11 protein-coding genes are annotated in these 16,700 nt (G+C 37.1%); 7 read left to right on the top strand and 4 right to left on the bottom strand.

The annotated features are described in order from the left end of the window. Positions 1 to 20: 20 nt before the first annotated feature. The 3 genes from ACNFU2_RS14965 to ACNFU2_RS14955 all read right to left on the bottom strand — a co-directional run bounded on the left by ACNFU2_RS14965 (position 21) and on the right by ACNFU2_RS14955 (position 4,330). Positions 21 to 1,865 (bottom strand): M1 family metallopeptidase, encoded by a 1,845-nt coding sequence (locus ACNFU2_RS14965; protein ID WP_273650383.1) that lies wholly within the window; start codon positions 1,863 to 1,865, stop codon positions 21 to 23. 116 nt (positions 1,866 to 1,981) lie between these two features. Further along, entirely contained in the window at positions 1,982 to 2,452 is a 471-nt protein-coding gene (locus ACNFU2_RS14960; RefSeq protein ID WP_273650382.1) for a DUF1572 domain-containing protein, read from the bottom strand. A gap of 186 nt (positions 2,453 to 2,638) precedes the next feature. Further along, positions 2,639 to 4,330, bottom strand: a complete 1,692-nt coding sequence (locus tag ACNFU2_RS14955; RefSeq protein WP_172282071.1) for a DUF6909 family protein — start codon at positions 4,328 to 4,330, stop codon at positions 2,639 to 2,641. 295 nt (positions 4,331 to 4,625) lie between these two features. Between ACNFU2_RS14955 and ACNFU2_RS14950 the strand changes: the two genes are divergently transcribed. The 7 genes from ACNFU2_RS14950 to ACNFU2_RS14920 all read left to right on the top strand — a co-directional run bounded on the left by ACNFU2_RS14950 (position 4,626) and on the right by ACNFU2_RS14920 (position 15,970). After that, positions 4,626 to 6,821 (top strand): glutamine synthetase III, encoded by a 2,196-nt coding sequence (locus ACNFU2_RS14950; protein WP_273650381.1) that lies wholly within the window; start codon positions 4,626 to 4,628, stop codon positions 6,819 to 6,821. 163 nt (positions 6,822 to 6,984) lie between these two features. Continuing rightward, positions 6,985 to 7,677 carry a response regulator transcription factor gene (locus ACNFU2_RS14945; protein WP_172282069.1) on the top strand — a complete coding sequence of 231 codons (693 nt, stop codon included), beginning with the start codon at positions 6,985 to 6,987 and terminating at the stop codon, positions 7,675 to 7,677. Continuing rightward, positions 7,674 to 9,026 (top strand): sensor histidine kinase, encoded by a 1,353-nt coding sequence (locus tag ACNFU2_RS14940; RefSeq protein ID WP_273650380.1) that lies wholly within the window; start codon positions 7,674 to 7,676, stop codon positions 9,024 to 9,026. Before ACNFU2_RS14945 ends, ACNFU2_RS14940 begins: the two co-directional genes overlap by 4 nt. 99 nt (positions 9,027 to 9,125) lie before the next feature. Next, on the top strand, positions 9,126 to 10,517 hold the full coding sequence (locus ACNFU2_RS14935; RefSeq protein ID WP_418122175.1) for a TolC family protein: 1,392 nt from the start codon (positions 9,126 to 9,128) through the stop codon (positions 10,515 to 10,517). Between the two features lie 32 nt (positions 10,518 to 10,549). Next, a complete protein-coding gene (locus ACNFU2_RS14930) occupies positions 10,550 to 13,819 on the top strand; it encodes an efflux RND transporter permease subunit (protein WP_273650378.1) in 3,270 nt (1,089 codons plus the stop codon). A gap of 30 nt (positions 13,820 to 13,849) precedes the next feature. Next, positions 13,850 to 14,956 (top strand): efflux RND transporter periplasmic adaptor subunit, encoded by a 1,107-nt coding sequence (locus ACNFU2_RS14925; protein WP_273650377.1) that lies wholly within the window; start codon positions 13,850 to 13,852, stop codon positions 14,954 to 14,956. 303 nt (positions 14,957 to 15,259) lie between these two features. Continuing rightward, the gene (locus ACNFU2_RS14920) at positions 15,260 to 15,970 is read left to right on the top strand and encodes a C40 family peptidase (protein ID WP_418122174.1); all 711 of its coding nucleotides are present in this window, start codon (positions 15,260 to 15,262) and stop codon (positions 15,968 to 15,970) included. A gap of 111 nt (positions 15,971 to 16,081) precedes the next feature. On the opposite strand, the gene ACNFU2_RS14915 is transcribed toward ACNFU2_RS14920, so the two are convergent. After that, positions 16,082 to 16,657: a pentapeptide repeat-containing protein gene (locus ACNFU2_RS14915; RefSeq protein ID WP_273650376.1), complete on the bottom strand. Its 576-nt coding sequence runs from the start codon at positions 16,655 to 16,657 to the stop codon at positions 16,082 to 16,084. Positions 16,658 to 16,700 lie beyond the last annotated feature (43 nt).

The raw sequence follows: 16,700 nt of genomic DNA, 5'->3' as shown, positions 1-16,700 counted from the left end.
TTTCATACTCCTTTTTTATTTTATTTTACTTCAACAAAGTTATCTGCCATATTTACGTCAGCTAATCTCTGACTGAAATCGATCCCCAAAACCTGCAACTGAGATTGAGAATAAGGTATTGTTAATGTATATTCCTTTTGTGTCCATGGCCAGTAATTCATGGTCTTAAAATCTCCGTATGCATCTTTCTGTTTCCATGTACGAGTAAGATTTGTCGGAATCTGATAAGTAACAATTTTCTTATCTTTTGTCATTACACTAAAATCAACAGGCATTGGAACCTGTCCGTTATTCACCAATGTAATCATTGTGGATTTTGCATCATATTTTACATCTTTAATCCCATAATCAATGGTTTTGGTTGTATTGATCCAGTAATGATGGAACCACTTTAAATCCATCCCGGATACTTTCTGTGCAATATGAAGAAAGTCCCGGTCTGAAGGATGCTTTAAACTCCAGTTGTCAAAATATTCCTTCAAAATTTTGGCAAGATTTTCCTCTCCAACAATATACCCTAACTCAACAAGATATAATTCTCCTTTTACATAGGAAGCATAAGTATAGGAAGTACCATTGTCATGGTGATCTCCTAACCATACTGCTGGTTCTTCAATTCCTTTTTTCACAAAATTCCGGTAAGCTGTCAACCTATCAACAAAAGGATTAGGCAGCTTATCTTTAGGTGGAAACAACTGATACATTACGTATCCCTCAGCATAACTGGTAAATCCTTCATCCATCCATGGTTTCATAGATTCGTTGGTCGCCAGCATTTGTTGATACCAAGAATGGGAACCTTCATGTGTCATAAGCCCCATCAGGTCTTCAATATCTTTTGATTCGCCTAAGATCATGGTACACATTCCATACTCCATTCCACCATCACCACCCTGGATAAAGGCATAGGTAGGATAAGCATACTTTCCAAAATGAGAATTCATGATCTCAAAATATTTGGTAACATAAGGTTGCGCCTGTTCCCAGACTTTGGTTTTATCATTTTTTTGATAAACCAGATACACTTTAGGTCCATTAGGAACATCAAAGCTATTAACTACATAGTCTCTGTCCGCACTCCAGGCAAAGTCCAGGATATTTTTAGCTGTCCACCTCCAGCTTGCCTTTTTATTTTTCTCTGTCTTGATCTTCGCATTCGCATCATAACCCTTCACTTCACCTGGGTTTTGAAGAATTCCTCCGGCTCCTACTACATAATCTTTATCAATTTTAATAGTAACGTCAAAATCAGAGAACGGGGCATGAAATTCTCTCCCTATATAGTCGAAAGTTGCCCATCCGTCATAGTCATATTCAGAAATTTTCGGGTACCATTGGGTCATGGTCATATCAATTCCCTCTTCATTGTTTCTTCCGCTTCTTCTGATTTGTTGAGGTATTACAGCGTCCCACTCCATCGTAAATGATGTTTTGGAATTGGGTTTAATAGGCTCATTCAGATAAACCTTCATAATGGTTTCCTGAATTTCAAACTTAAGATCTTTGCCATTTTGCTTGATCCAGTGTATATTTTGCGCCCCTTCCTGATCCTTAGGAATCGAGGCCAGTCTTGAAATTCCTCCTCTCTGCAATCTTGAATCACCATTTTTACCTTGACTAGCTACTCTTTGATCCATCATTGAATTAGGTTTAAAAGCATTCCAGTATAAGTGGAAATACACTACATTCAGCTCGTCCGGCGAGTTATTTGTGTATTCTAATGTTTGATTTCCCTGGTAAGTAAATTTTTCTGCATTAACATCAATATCCATCTTGTACTTCGCAGCCTGCTGATAATAAGGATTCTGCTGGGCATGAAATTGTGAAATGACAAACGCAAAAATGATTGCAATCGACTTTTTCATTTAAAAATTATTTTTTTTAAAGGTAGGTATTTTATCCAAAACCCTCAAAAAAGTGGAGTTATTTGGAATTTGAGATGCTGTCTAAGGATCTCATAACAAAATCAGAGTTCTTTAGTTTATGGATAGGTAATCATTTTTTTAATCAAAGTGATTTGCCCTAAATGATAATAACAATGCTCAATCATTCCATCTATATTTCTTTGATAAGTTCCGTATTTTTCGTCTACAAAAACTTCACTAAGCTTATTGTCCGACATTTGTTCAAGTAGCTCGGCAAATCTTTCCGAATCTGACCAAAGTTTATTAAGGATTTTCTCCCATTGCTCCTGAGACTCTACCGGCGGTAAGTCAAAACTAAATTTATCTTTTATTTCAAGCACTCCTCCTTCAAAAACCTGTAAGACACCAGCAATATAATAATCGATATGGAATGCCAGCATTGCGATCGTATTCAAAGAACCGATTTTTGTTATCGCCTGTTCCCAGGTTACATCAGAAAGCTGATCTTTAAAATTGGTATTGGCGATCCAGAGACCGTCAAGCATAACTTCTCTGAATCTTTTTGATAATTGTATGGCTGAGCTCATGCTTTTCATTTTATTTTTTTAAAGTTAATTAATTTCATGTTCTCAGTTCTTGCAGATTTGGAGATAATCCAATTTTTTGATCCACAAGTAGTGTACTTGCTGTTAGTGAAAAACATCAATGGCATTGGTATTTAAAAATAGAAAACCTCGAGTTTTATACTCGAGGCTTATATAATTTAAAGTAGATTATTTTTTAGAAGTAACTTCTTTTTTTCCACTTAGTAAAATCTTTTCAAGAATTTTCAGGGTAATGAGATAGGTTGGTTTTACACCTGTAAGTCCTAAACCTCCTGAAGAAAGAGTACTTCCCGTTTCTAAAGGATTATCCGAAGCATAATATGCATAACAAACAAAAAGGTCCGGTGCAATATGATGTCTGATCTTTGATGCCACCTGTATGGCTTTTTGATAATGAGCCCCTTCCATTTCAAGACCGATAGCTTTCCAGGAGGTATTCATGAAATAAGATAAAATATCCCTGTTCTGAAGCGAAGTCCCTAAAACCGTAATCATAGCTCCCTCAAACGCTTTCAATTCATCATCCTTAAAATCATCCAGTTTTAAAGCATTTTCAAAAGGATAATTATCAGCTGTTCCTTCAAAAATATGAGAAGTAGGAATCATAATATCTCCCTTACCTCCGTTTAGAATTCCGGCTTTACCCATAATGGATACGGATTTTACTTTCATCATATAGACTTCCCCTTTGTGTTCGAAAGGCCTTAAAAGCTCATCCATTACCTCAAAAGCCTGTTCTCCGAAGGCATAATCAAAAACCATGATTACATCATCTCCTGAATATTTTATATGTCCGAATGGAGTATTTTTAAGATCAGTTTTACTTAGATCAATGATCTGAACATCTATATTACTACCACTCTTGTCATCGATATATATAAGTCCCTGGTCTGCCGCATATTTTGAAACTTTATCTCGAAGATCTTTCTTATCGGAAATTTCACCATACAGTTTATAATCAACTTCCTTATGGTCTTTCTTCTTAAGTGCATCATTAGCATACAGCATATTTTTCACAGAATGCATGTTTGCTGAGATTATATGTAAGGGACGCATGTGAAGCCCGTTATCATACAAAACTTCTTTTACTTTATTTGCCCATTTTTCTCCAAAATAATGATGCCCTACTCTTTCTTTCAATATAGCACTGAAGTGGATTTCTCTTTCTCTGCTCTGCTTAGCATCTTCTAAACTTACCTTTCCTAAGTTATAGATGATTTTGAATAAACGGTCAGGATTTTCATCATCTCCAAAAGTATTATACGCTTTTAATGTTTCTTCAAAAGTTCTTCCGATCAGAGAAGAAAGATGAATAAGTGCAACTTCCTTTTCTTTTCTGCTGAATTTCTTTTCTCCTTTTACTACCTCTTCAATAATTTTAAAGGCACGTGTCGGCTTCCAGTTTTCATCCTGAATAAATGCCAGATTACGGATTTTATCCGCTTCTATAAATAAGAATGTTAAGTGAGTAAGAATATCATAGATCTCTGAACGTCCCAAAAGAACTTCAATATTCATTTGGTGTTCATCAATTCTATAACAGTTTCTTCTTCTCTTTTTGGGAACAATAGGCTCGAAACTACCTTTATCAAAACCCTCATCTGATGTAAGATGAATAAAAGCACACTCCTCAATTCCTTCAGGAAGCCTGTCTAAAACATACATCAAACCATCAAGCTCCAGTTTATTCGGAACATTCATGGTACCATAAATTTCAGGATTGATTGTTTTTAACAAACTTCTTATACTTTCTCCCGAAACACCTCCTGGCTTGAAAAATCCTCTATAGAATAAATGTCTCATAGAGATGTATAGTCTTTCAATAGCCTCTGTTGTTTCTCTTGCTCTAGAATTTGTCATAAAATAAATTTCACACAAATATACAAAATTACACTGCAAATCATTTTAAGTATCTTTTAACAAGGAGGTTAAATTGTATACATTTTTGTATCCTATATAATAGTAAAGTATTCATATCTTTGAGTTATAAAATATTTGATTTCATTTTCCCTTCCTATTTGAAATCCTTCCATTCAAGACACCTATTTTTCTGTTAATTTTTATAAATTTTACAAACACCCCCTAAAAAAATAAGGGTTAAAACATTTTCAATTCATTTTTTTTGTAAATTTGCCCTGTAAAAATTAACCCTATTATGTCAACTTTAAGATTCAAAGCGTTAGAAACATTACCATTCAAGGACTTCAGAAAGGATAACTCCATTGAAGTTCCTGCAAAATTGTCTGAATTATTCTGTCAAAATGTTTTCTCAGAAGAAACCATGAGAGAGTATTTGACGAAAGAAGCATTCACATCTATTATGGATGCTATTAAAAAAGGAACTAAAATTCAACGACACATTGCAGATCAGGTAGCGGTAGCTATGAAAGACTGGGCAATGAGCAAAGGGGCAACACACTACACACACTGGTTTCAACCTTTAACAGGATCAACTGCTGAAAAGCACGATTCATTCTTCACTCCAATCGAAGGGGGAAGAGCCATTGAAAGATTCAGCGGAAACCTGCTTATCCAACAAGAGCCGGATGCTTCTTCTTTCCCGAACGGAGGAATCAGAAATACTTTCGAAGCAAGAGGTTACACAGCCTGGGATCCTACATCACCGGCTTTCATCATGGGAACTACACTTTGTATTCCTTCGATCTTTATTTCTTATACGGGAGAAACACTGGATTATAAAGCTCCTCTTCTAAGAGCTCTGAATGCTGTAGACGAAGCTGCAACTAACGTAATGCAGTATTTTGACAAAAATGTAACAAAAGTAACTCCTACTTTAGGATGGGAACAGGAATATTTCTTAGTGGATTCGGCATTGTATCAATCGCGTCCCGATCTTGTATTGACAGGTAAAACTTTACTTGGACACTCACCGGCAAAAGGACAACAGCTGGATGACCACTATTTCGGGTCTATTCCGACAAGAGTAATGAACTTCATGAAAGAGTTGGAAATAGAGTGTATGAAATTGGGAATTCCTGTAACAACTAGACACAACGAAGTAGCTCCTAATCAATTCGAGCTGGCTCCGATGTTTGAAGAAGTAAACGTTGCTGTAGACCACAATTCTTTATTGATGGATATTATGGCAAGAGTGGCTCATAAACACCATTTTCATATTTTATTCCACGAGAAACCATTTGCCGGAGTAAACGGAAGTGGAAAACACAATAACTGGTCATTGGCTACAGATACAGGTGAAAACCTACTAAGCCCAGGGAAAAACCCTAAGAAAAATCTGCAATTCTTAACATTCTTTGTTAATACCATTAAAGCTGTTCATGAATATGCAGATCTTTTAAGAGCAAGTATCGCTTCTGCAAGTAATGACCACAGATTAGGGGCTAATGAAGCTCCACCTGCAATTATTTCCGTATTTATCGGAAGTCAGCTATTCAGAGTATTGGAGGAATTGGAAAAAGTAACCAGCGGTAAATTATCCCCTGAAGAAAAAACAGAATTAAAATTAAATGTTGTTGGGAAAATTCCTGAAATCCTATTGGACAATACCGATAGAAACAGAACTTCACCATTTGCATTTACAGGAAATAAATTTGAGATCAGAGCTGTAGGTTCTTCTGCAAACTGTGCAGAATCTATGACCGTAATGAATACGATCGCTGCAAAGCAGTTAAATGATTTCAAAAAAGAAGTTGACGCTTTAATTGAAGGAGGATTAAAGAAAGACGAAGCGATATTCAACGTATTAAGAGAATACATCAAACAATGTAAAAATATCATGTTTGAAGGTGACGGATATTCTGATGACTGGGCAAAAGAAGCTAAGAAAAGAGGGTTAAACAACTTAAAAACCACTCCGGAAGCTTTGAAGCAGGAAATGGATAAGAAGTTCTTAGCTCTTTATGAAGAAATAGGAGTGTTTACTCATAGAGAAGTAGAAGCAAGAAATGAGATCAAACTTGAAAAATACTCTACCGTTATTGATATTGAAGCAAGAGTTCTAAGTGATATCGCAAGAAACCACATTATTCCTTCTGCATTAAATTACCAGAACAGACTAATTGAAAACGTAAAAGGTCTTAAAGAAATTTTCGGAGATAAAGAATTCAAAACGTTGGCAAAAGAACAAATGAGCCTGATCACTAATATTTCTGAAAATGTTTCTGTAATAAAATTAGGAGTTGAAGATCTTATCAAAGCCAGAGAAGCAGCAAAAGCAGTATCAGACAGCCAAAAGCAGGCAGAAGATTATTGCAACAAAGTGAAACCTCTTTTCGATGTAATCAGAGATGCATCTGATAATCTTGAAATGATGGTGGACGACGAGCTTTGGCCGATGACAAAATACAGAGAAATGTTATTTACAAAATAACATTTTGTAAAGTCCATATTAGTTAAACTCCCCTTTTTGGGGAGTTTTTTTATTGTATTTCCTTTATTTTATTCCTGAAAATAAAACAAACTAAACACTTAGCAAACAATATTTTACACAACTTCAAAATTGATATAAAATTTAGATTTAACTTTGCTGTTCTATGAAAATCCTGATCATTGAAGATAATAAAGAACTGGCCCACAGCATGACGTATTATCTGGAAGAAGAGCACTACATCTGCGAATGTGCCTATAATTATAATGAAGCTTTGGAACGCCTGAGCTTCAATACTTATGATTGTTTGTTACTCGATATTATGCTCCCGGATGGAAATGGGCTAAACCTCCTCAATCATATTAAAAGTGAAAAAATCAACAGCGGCATATTAATTATTTCAGCTAAAGATGCATTGGACGATAAAATCAAAGGCCTTGAAAAGGGTGCCGACGATTATATTACAAAACCGTTTCATTTACCTGAATTACACGCAAGACTTAGAGCAGTATATCGCAGGAAAAAAATGGATGGTTACAATGATGTCCGTTTTAATGAAATATTATTGAATACCGATACCTTTGAGGTTTTCATCCATGAAAATAGATTAGATGTCACGCAGAAAGAATTTGAGCTATTGCTTTATTTTTTGGTTAATAAAAACAGGGTCCTGTCCAAACAATCCATCGCTAACCATCTTTGGGGAGATCATACCGATAATTTAGCTAACTTTGACTTCGTTTATCAGCACGTTAAAAACCTCAGAAAGAAAATAGCAATTGCACAGGGTAACGATTATGTAGAAACGATCTATGGTCTGGGCTATAAGTTTAATGCGTCAAAATATAACGGCTCATGAATTTACTAAATAAAATATCGATCTGGTTCATTGCCATTGTACTATTGGTTACTCCTCTTAGCATGTACATTTCTTATTCCAATATTAAAAAAAGATTGGACAATGTTGAAATAGAGCGACTTAGATCAGTAAATAATTATGTAGCCGCCCAACTAAAAAGAGGAGAAACACCTGAAAAAACATCTCAGGGATTACCCATTTCTATCAAACCCTATACAGGAAGTGGTATTATTCCTACCAACCCTGAAATTATCCACACCTGCCTGGATAATAATGGTCCCTCTCGTAACGAATGTAAAATACAAATCAATACATTTGTCACAGCCGCAAATAAAACATACAAGATCTCTTCTTATAGCTATATCACTTCTACAGAACAGATCATGAAAGGTATGCTCACTGCATTACTGTTAAAAGTATTACTCATCACAGCTATAGTATTCATTACCGCAAGAATATTATCCCGGTATATACTTAAGCCTTTCCATCACGCTATAGATAATATTCATCATTTTAATATTCAGAAGCGGGAACCTCTTCAGTTACTCTCAACAAGCACAAATGAATTTAAAAAACTTAATGAGTTTCTCAGGCTCATGACCGATAAAGCCATTGAAGATTACACCTCCGTTAAAGAATTCAGTGAAAATGCGTCTCATGAAGTACAAACCCCTCTGGCAATCATACAGAGCAAAGTTGAGCTTTTAGCTGAAACAGAAATCAATGCAAAACAGGCGGCATTATTGACCGACATCCAAAACTCCATAGATAAACTTACCAGAATCAACCGCTCGTTGATCCTGCTTACAAAACTTAACAATCAGGAATTCCTCACGCATGAGAAATTAAAATTCTGCCGGGTGGAAAAAGAAACCATCCACGCTTATTCAGATCATATTGCATTAAAAAACATCACCCTGAACAGGCACTGTGAAAAAGATGTATACATAAAAATCCATCCCGCACTAGCAGAAATTCTTTTGAACAATCTTTTATCCAATGCAATCCGGCACAATGTGAAAAATGGAAATATAGAAATTTCACTGACCCATAAATTCTTCAGGATCAGCAATACAGGATTGCCTCCTGATATTCCCACCCAGGAACTTTTTAAAAGATTCAAGAAAAGCAATCAATCCACAGAGAGTATTGGTTTGGGCCTTTCAATCGTAAAACAAATTTGCGAGGTCAATACATTCCCTGTTCATTACGACTTTAGTGACGGCTGGCATTGTATTACGGTGTATTTTGATTCAACAGAAAACCACTCTTTATTTACTCCAACTTCCTATTCCACCCCTGCCCAAGAGATTGAAAACATAAAGACATCACTTAATTTTGCTGAATAAAATCAATCCATAAAAACGGTTGTTTGATTAATTTATACAGAACTTCAAATTTGCTTCAAAATGTGTTTTTTACTTTGAATAAAGAAAAAAATATACTCGATGCTTTTAAGAGCTTTTATTCTATCCGTCTCTACGATTTTTTTAATCAACAAAGTAAGCGCACAGGAAGTCATCACACTTCAATCCGCACTTGAAACAGCTGTTCACAATTACGGAACCATTAAAGCCAAAGAATCCTACCGTTTATCATCGCAGGAATCCGTAGAATTAGCCAAAAGGCAGTATTTGCCCAACCTCAACTTAAGTGTACAGCAGGATTTTGGAACTGTAAATGGACAGAACGGCCCTTTATATGGATTTGGTGGTTACGGAGTAGCCTCTTCCGGACTTCCTCTTCCTGAACAAAACTGGAATGCTTCATTCGGAGCCCTGTATCTTGCTAATGTCAATTGGGAGTTCTTTTCATTTGGAAAAGCAAAACAAAGAATAAAGGTGGCTCAATTTAAAAACCAAAGAGATACCAGAGACCTTTCCGACGAAATATTTCAGCATAAAATAAAAGTCGCGGCAGCTTATCTGAATGTTCTGGCAGCGAAAAAGCTGAAATTATCCTATGAAAAGAATTTAGGAAGAACCGACACCATTAGGAGAATTGTTGAGGTTAAAGAAAAAAACGGGCTCGTTCCCGGAGTTGACCTTTCTCTTGCCAAAGCAGACTATGCCAATGCCATGATCACTTATACAAAGGCAAAAGACAATGAGCAGGAGCAGGAAAATAAACTGGCGCAGTTAATGGGTATTCCGTCCCAGGAATTCAGACTTGACAGCACCATTCTCAAAAGAATTCCTACAGATCTGCCATCAGAAAAAAACTTGGTCCTAAAAGACCACCCTCTTCTTGCATTTTACAAGAGCCGGATCGATGTAAGTGAAGAAGAAAAACAATTGCTCAGAACACAATACTATCCATCATTTTCCATGGTTGGAATTATACAAACACGCGCCTCAGGATTCGGTAACGGATATGCTCAAAACCAAAATGACTATTCTATGTCTTATTGGGACGGAATCCACCCAACGAGAAGCAATTACCTGATCGGACTGGGAGTATCCTGGAATTTCACCCAGACCTTCAGATTATCAAAAGAAATCAGCGCGCAGGAATATGTAAGCCAGGGGCTAAAGCATGAATATGATCTTGCAGAACAGCAGCTCAAGGCACAGCTTGATTTGTCTGAAAATAAATGGAACAATGCTCTTACCGTGTACGATCAGGTTCCGGCTCAATTAAAATCTGCAAATGATGCTTATATCCAGCGATCTGCATTATACAGAAACGGCCTCACAGATATTGTTGACCTATCCCAGGCCATATACGCACTGATAAGAGCAGAGACAGATAGGGACATCGCTATTAGCAACGTTTGGAACGCATTACTATTAAAAGCAGCCGCAACAGGTGATTTTACAGTTTTCGAAAGTGAACTGTAAGGTTAAATATAAATTACATCAATAATAGATCAATGAACTTAATAAGATTTGCATTAAGAAAACCCATTACGATTCTGGTGATTGTAGCCGGACTGTTTTTCTTTGGAATACGGTCCGCCAATTCGATCAAAGTCGACATCTTTCCTAAACTGGATTTACCGGTTATTTACGTTTCCCACCCCTTCAGCGGATATACTCCACAACAAATGGAAGCTTTTTTCGCTAAACAGTACATCAATATTTTCCTTTTCGTAAACGGGATCAAAAGTATTGAAACTAAAAACATTCAGGGATTGACACTGATGAAAATCAATTTTTATCCGGGAACCAATATGGCCCAGGCCGCTGCTGAGCTCAACTCTTTTTCCACAAGGATCCAGGCAGCATTTCCTCCGGGATCCAACCCTCCGTTCATTATCCGTTTTGATGCGTCTACCCTTCCCGTGGGGCAGCTTGTTTTGAGCAGTGATAAAAGAAATAACAATGAGCTTCTTGATTTAGCCAACGTATATGTTCGCTCCACATTTACTTCCATTCCCGGAATTGTTTCTTCTCCCCCTTTTGGAGGAAATATACGGACTGTGGTAATCAATGCCAACCCGGATTTACTCCGACAGCATAATTTAACTCCTGATCAACTTGTAGAAGCATTACGTCTTAATAACCAGACTGCACCTTCAGGGAATGTACGCATCGGGGATAAATATTATATTACTCCAACCAATACGATGATCAAAAACGTAAAAGATTTTGGAAACATTCCTTTATATAAAGGAGGAGTACAAAACCTTTATTTAAAAGATGTAGCAACGGTAACCGACGGAGCAGACATGACCTCCGGGTACGCATTGGTTAATGGACGCCGTTCAGTTTACCTGAGTATTGCCAAAAGTGCTGACGCCTCAACCTGGGATGTCGTCCAAAATCTTAAGAAACAACTTCCCCAGATCCAGTCTAATCTTCCCGACGATGTTAAGGTAAGCTTTGAATTTGACCAATCGACATATGTTATCAATTCCGTTAAAAGCTTGATGAGTGAAGGAACAATAGGTGCCCTGCTGACAGGACTCATGGTTATTTTATTCCTTGGAGATATACGGGGTGCTATCATTGTAATTCTTACTATTCCTATTTCCATTATTTCAGCGGTACTGTTTCTTAATCTCTTCGGGCAGACCATTAATATTATGACCCTAAGTGGGCTTGCGCTGGCTATCGGAATCCTCGTTGATGAAAGTACCGTTACCATAGAGAATATACATCAGCATCTCGATATGGGAAAACCAAAAGCCTTAGCTATCTGGGATGCCTGTAAGGAAATTGCTTTTCCAAAACTCTTGATCTTGTTCTGTATTCTTGCTGTTTTTGCCCCGGCTTTTACAATGGAAGGAATTCCAGGCTCCCTGTTTCTGCCTTTGGCTTTGGCAATAGGATTCAGTATGATCATTTCTTATTTCCTTGCACAAACTTTTGTTCCTGTAATGGCCAACTGGATTATGAAAGTAAAGCACCACAAAGCGAAAGACGGCCATACCATGACCGAAGCAGAAGAACTTGATGCTGCGGGACTAAGTGATGAAGCAGACACCTGGAGCCAGAAAGAAATACTCCTGCAAAACATCGACAGCAACAGGGATGGTAAAGTAAGCCTATTTGAAAAGGTAAGATTCCGGTACCTTAAATTTCTTGACCGGATTATGCCCTTTAGGAAAATTATTGTCTCGGCTTATATTCTGGTAACGATGGGACTGGTCGCTCTCTTTCTCAACAGCATAGGAAGAGACGTACTGCCTCAGGTAAATGGCTCCCAGTTTCAGGTAAGGATGCGTATCCCTGATGGAACGAGGATTGAAACTACAGAACTTCAAACACTGAAGCTGCTCGACGGCATTAAGGATATTGTAGGAAAAGATAACATTTCTATTACCTCAGCTTATGTTGGAACCCATCCGAATCTTTTTTCTGTAAGCCCGATATATCTTTGGATGGCAGGATCACATGAAACGGTATTACAAGTGGGATTACATGAAGGCTTCCATGCAAACCTGGATGATCTTAAAGATAAAATCAGAGAAAAGGCTAAAAGCATCAATCCGGATATGAAGCTTTCCTTTGAGCCCATAGAATTAACAGAAAAAATATTAAGCCAGGGATCTCCAACTCCGATTGAAGTAAGATTATCAGGCAGAAGCAAAGAGCTTAACGAAACTTATGCTAAAAAAATAGCAGAGGAACTTAAAAAAATACCCTACTTAAGAGATGTCCAAATCGGGCAATCGATTAAATACCCTTCGATTGACATCAACGTAGACAGGATCAGGGCAGCCCAACTGGGAGTAGACATGACCGACATTTCACGTTCATTGGTTGCTTCTACCTCTTCATCCCGATACACCGAAAAAAACATCTGGACTGACGAAAAAGCAGGATATAGCTATAATGTACAGGTACAGATCCCTGAAAATAAAATGAATAGCAAAGCTCAGATTGCAGGAATCCCTTTGCTGAAAAACTCTAACAGACCTAATTTAGGGGATGTGGCAACTATAAAAGACAGCTACACGTACGGGGAAACAGATAACCTCGGTGCAATGCCAATGCTTACAGTAACGGCCAATTTAAATCACACTGATTTAGGAAAAGCATCAAAAGATGTCCAGAAGGTGATTAACAACCTTGGAGAATTACCAAGAGGGCTGAATGTCGGATTAATTGGTCTAAGCCAGACTCTCAACGATACCCTGAGCAGTTTACAAAGCAGTCTGATCATTGCCATTCTCGTAATCTTTCTGATGCTGGCTGCCAATTTCCAGTCTTTTAAAGTATCCGGAGTCGTATTGGTAACTGTCCCTGCGGTATTATTAGGCTCTCTTGCATTGCTTATTATTGCGGGTTCAACGCTTAATCTTCAATCCTATATGGGAATTATCATGTCCGTAGGGGTATCTATTTCCAATGCCGTGCTATTGATAACGAATGCAGAGCAACTGAGAAAACATAATGGAGATGCTTTACTATCAGCAAGAGAAGCTGCGGCACTAAGGATCAGACCTATTGTAATGACCGCCTTAGCAATGGTCGTAGGAATGGTTCCTATGGCACTTGGATTAGGAGAAGCCGGAGATCAGGTCTCTCCGTTAGGACGTGCAGTAATCGGAGGATTAATTGCTTCTACATTTGCAGCATTGTTTATTCTTCCGTTGGCTTTTGCATGGGGACAGGGAAAAACTTCTACCCAAAGCGTATCACTTGACCCTGAGGATGAAGAAAGTATCCACTTTATACCAGAACTTTTAAAATAAAATAACCAAATGGCTATTAAAAATTTAAATATGAACCGTTTATATCAATATTTCATTCCGGCAGTTGTTCTATTATTCAGCTTGCAAAGCTGTGAACAAAACAAAGCGGAAGTAAAAAAGACCGCAACATCATCAGCACCTGAAATAGAAGCTATCAATCCTAAGCAGGGAGATTTCGCTTCATCCACCACTATTCCCGGGGAACTTCAGCCTTTCCAGAAAGTAGACGTATATGCTAAAATAAGCAGTTTTGTTAAAAAACTGTATGTAGATGTAGGAAATGAGGTTGTAGCAGGACAGTTGCTGGCCACACTGGAAGCTCCGGAATTGAATGCGCAGCAAAATGCTGCAGCATCAGCATTAAAATCTAAAGAAGCAATATATATAGCCAGTAAAGCGAAATATGATCGTTTGAAAGAAACCAGTAAAACACCGGGAACCATATCTGCACTTGATCTGGAACAGGCACTTGCTGCCCAAAGATCTGACATAGCACAGCTTGAGGCCGCAAAATCCTCTTATCGAGAAGTCATGGATGTTAAAAACTACCTTCAGATCAGGGCTCCATTCAGTGGGAATATAGCAACCAGAAATGTAAGTGCAGGAGCCTATGTGGGACCTTCTGGGAAAGGATCCGAGCTTCCCCTTTTCAGTCTTGTTCAGCAAAACAAACTTCGTTTGGTAGTAAATGTTCCGGAATCTTACACAGGAAGCTTAAATAAGAATGGAGAGATAAAATTCTCTGTACAATCTATCCCGGGAGAAACCTTTACCGCTAAAGTATCCAGATTTGCAGGAGCATTGGATAACAGGCTGCGCTCTCAATCCGTGGAAATGGATGTTTACAATAATGATAAAAAATTATTGCCGGGAATGGTTGCCAATGTAATTCTTCCGTTAAGTGATAACAATAAAGCCCTATCTGTTCCTACATCAGCAGTATTAAACTCCACATTAGGTGTTTTCGTTATCAGAGTTGAAAAAGACATTGCCCATTGGGTTCCTGTTACTGCCGGAATTTCAAATAGTGATACGACAACCATTATTGGTGAAGTCAGCCCTAACGATGTGATTATCAAATCAGCAACGGAAGAAATCCGCGACGGACAGAATATAAAAGTAAAGCTCACAAAATAATTAATCTTAACTAGATGTTAAAAGATATTTTTTATTCGTTTTTCTACAAAAAGTAAAAATTAACCCATTATTAAAGGAATGAGATTTTACTTTGTTAAAGAATCTTAATAAAAAAAACCGCAGTATCACCAAAAATGGGATGTTGCGGTTTGTTTTTCTTTAACATACGTAAATAATATGTTAAAATGTGTTAAAGTAAGAACCTGACATTAATCATATCGAAGCTCTTTTGGTTGGAATCTCTACTTTTGTAATGCTTTTAGAAATAAATATTCCTTATTTAACACGGATAATCAAATATATATGAAGAAAAGAGTTTTGTTTTATTTAGCTGCTTTCGTTTCTACGATGTCATTACAATCTTGTGTTACAAACTACGTAGTTTCAAAACCAGCAACTTACACTAAAGAATACAAAACAGATGCCAAACTAGCTTCTATAGATACCAGAAAAATGGAACAGGATAAGAAGCAATTAATCAATTCTTTTATCTCTGAGAAGGCAGCCGTTTTATCTAATGCAAAAAATACTTTAAGAAATTCTGAGATTGCCAAAGCAATCAAACACAATAAAACGATTGACAATATCCTAACCGAAGCTGAAACGTACCTAGGAACTCCTTACAGATATGGAGGAACAACAAGAAATGGTATAGATTGTTCAGCTTTTGTTCTTTCTGTATTCGGAGCAGCAGCAGGTCTTAGTTTACCTAGAGTTGCAGCTTCTCAATCTCAGGAAGGAGAGAGAGTTGAAAAAGAAAACCTACAGAAAGGAGATTTGATTTTCTTTTCTCACGGTAGAAGAATCTCTCACGTTGGTATTGTAGAAAGTGTTTCTGAGGATGGGGAGATTAAATTTATTCATGCAGCTACTTCTAAAGGAGTTATGATTTCGTCACTTAATGATTCATATTGGGGACCGAAATTCAGATTTGCAAAGAGAGTGATTAATGAAGAGGGAGATGCTTATAATAACTTAGCTACAACTACAGCATCAACAGCAACAAGTTTTTAATTTTAAATAATTGATTTAAATAATGAAAGCCATCAAATATTTGATGGCTTTCTGTTTTATCTGTTTTCAATTGGTTTCTATTTGATGACATCTTTCTTTCAACGCCAAAAGCTAACTATTTCGATCAATATCTATGTCCAGGCGATAAAGTAGCCCATGCACTTCCGAAAGTGAAAATTTAGCCTTTTTCAGCCTGTTGGAAGCAGGATCTATAGTATAATTGAAAGATGTTCTGAAATCAGCCTTTTCAAGGTTGGAATTTTCGAAGATTGCCCCGGAAAGATCACAATTATTAAATACGGAATTCGATAAGTCTGCCTCAGCAAAATCGACTTCCGTCAATTTTGAGTTTTTAAACAAAGTTTTCTTGATCGATGTTTTATAAAAAACAGAATTATTTAAAGAACACCCTTCAAATCTGAACGACATTCCAAACTCATTGCATTCATCAAAGTGAAGCCCGAACATCTTACATTCTTTAAACACCACCTCCCGAAATGCTGTTGAAACAAGCTTTGCCATACTCAGATTACATCCGATAAATTCACAATCGTTAAAACTGAAAAAAGAAAGGTCCATATACTCAAGATGGCAGTTCCGGAATATACAATTTTCATATTCGCCTTTTTGAAATTGGGAAAAGTCCCCATTTTCAAAAACCTGATCAATAACGTATGCTTCTTTCATACCAGGATGTTTAAAAGAAATTTTTGTAATAAGTTTTAATAAT

Origin of the sequence: Chryseobacterium sp. PTM-20240506 (assembly GCF_048296755.1) — a bacterium.
Lineage (GTDB): Bacteria > Bacteroidota > Bacteroidia > Flavobacteriales > Weeksellaceae > Chryseobacterium > Chryseobacterium proteolyticum.
This window is presented reverse-complemented; position numbering and strand designations above follow the sequence as displayed.

Coding starts and splice junctions, on each gene's coding strand:
- ACNFU2_RS14955 (WP_172282071.1), bottom strand. CDS start 4,330: ATGACAAATTCTAGAGCAAGAGAAACAACAGAGGCTATTGAAAGACTA.
- ACNFU2_RS14925 (WP_273650377.1), top strand. CDS start 13,850: ATGAACCGTTTATATCAATATTTCATTCCGGCAGTTGTTCTATTATTC.
- ACNFU2_RS14930 (WP_273650378.1), top strand. CDS start 10,550: ATGAACTTAATAAGATTTGCATTAAGAAAACCCATTACGATTCTGGTG.
- ACNFU2_RS14950 (WP_273650381.1), top strand. CDS start 4,626: ATGTCAACTTTAAGATTCAAAGCGTTAGAAACATTACCATTCAAGGAC.
- ACNFU2_RS14945 (WP_172282069.1), top strand. CDS start 6,985: ATGAAAATCCTGATCATTGAAGATAATAAAGAACTGGCCCACAGCATG.
- ACNFU2_RS14920 (WP_418122174.1), top strand. CDS start 15,260: ATGAAGAAAAGAGTTTTGTTTTATTTAGCTGCTTTCGTTTCTACGATG.
- ACNFU2_RS14965 (WP_273650383.1), bottom strand. CDS start 1,865: ATGAAAAAGTCGATTGCAATCATTTTTGCGTTTGTCATTTCACAATTT.
- ACNFU2_RS14940 (WP_273650380.1), top strand. CDS start 7,674: ATGAATTTACTAAATAAAATATCGATCTGGTTCATTGCCATTGTACTA.
- ACNFU2_RS14935 (WP_418122175.1), top strand. CDS start 9,126: ATGCTTTTAAGAGCTTTTATTCTATCCGTCTCTACGATTTTTTTAATC.
- ACNFU2_RS14915 (WP_273650376.1), bottom strand. CDS start 16,657: ATGAAAGAAGCATACGTTATTGATCAGGTTTTTGAAAATGGGGACTTT.
- ACNFU2_RS14960 (WP_273650382.1), bottom strand. CDS start 2,452: ATGAGCTCAGCCATACAATTATCAAAAAGATTCAGAGAAGTTATGCTT.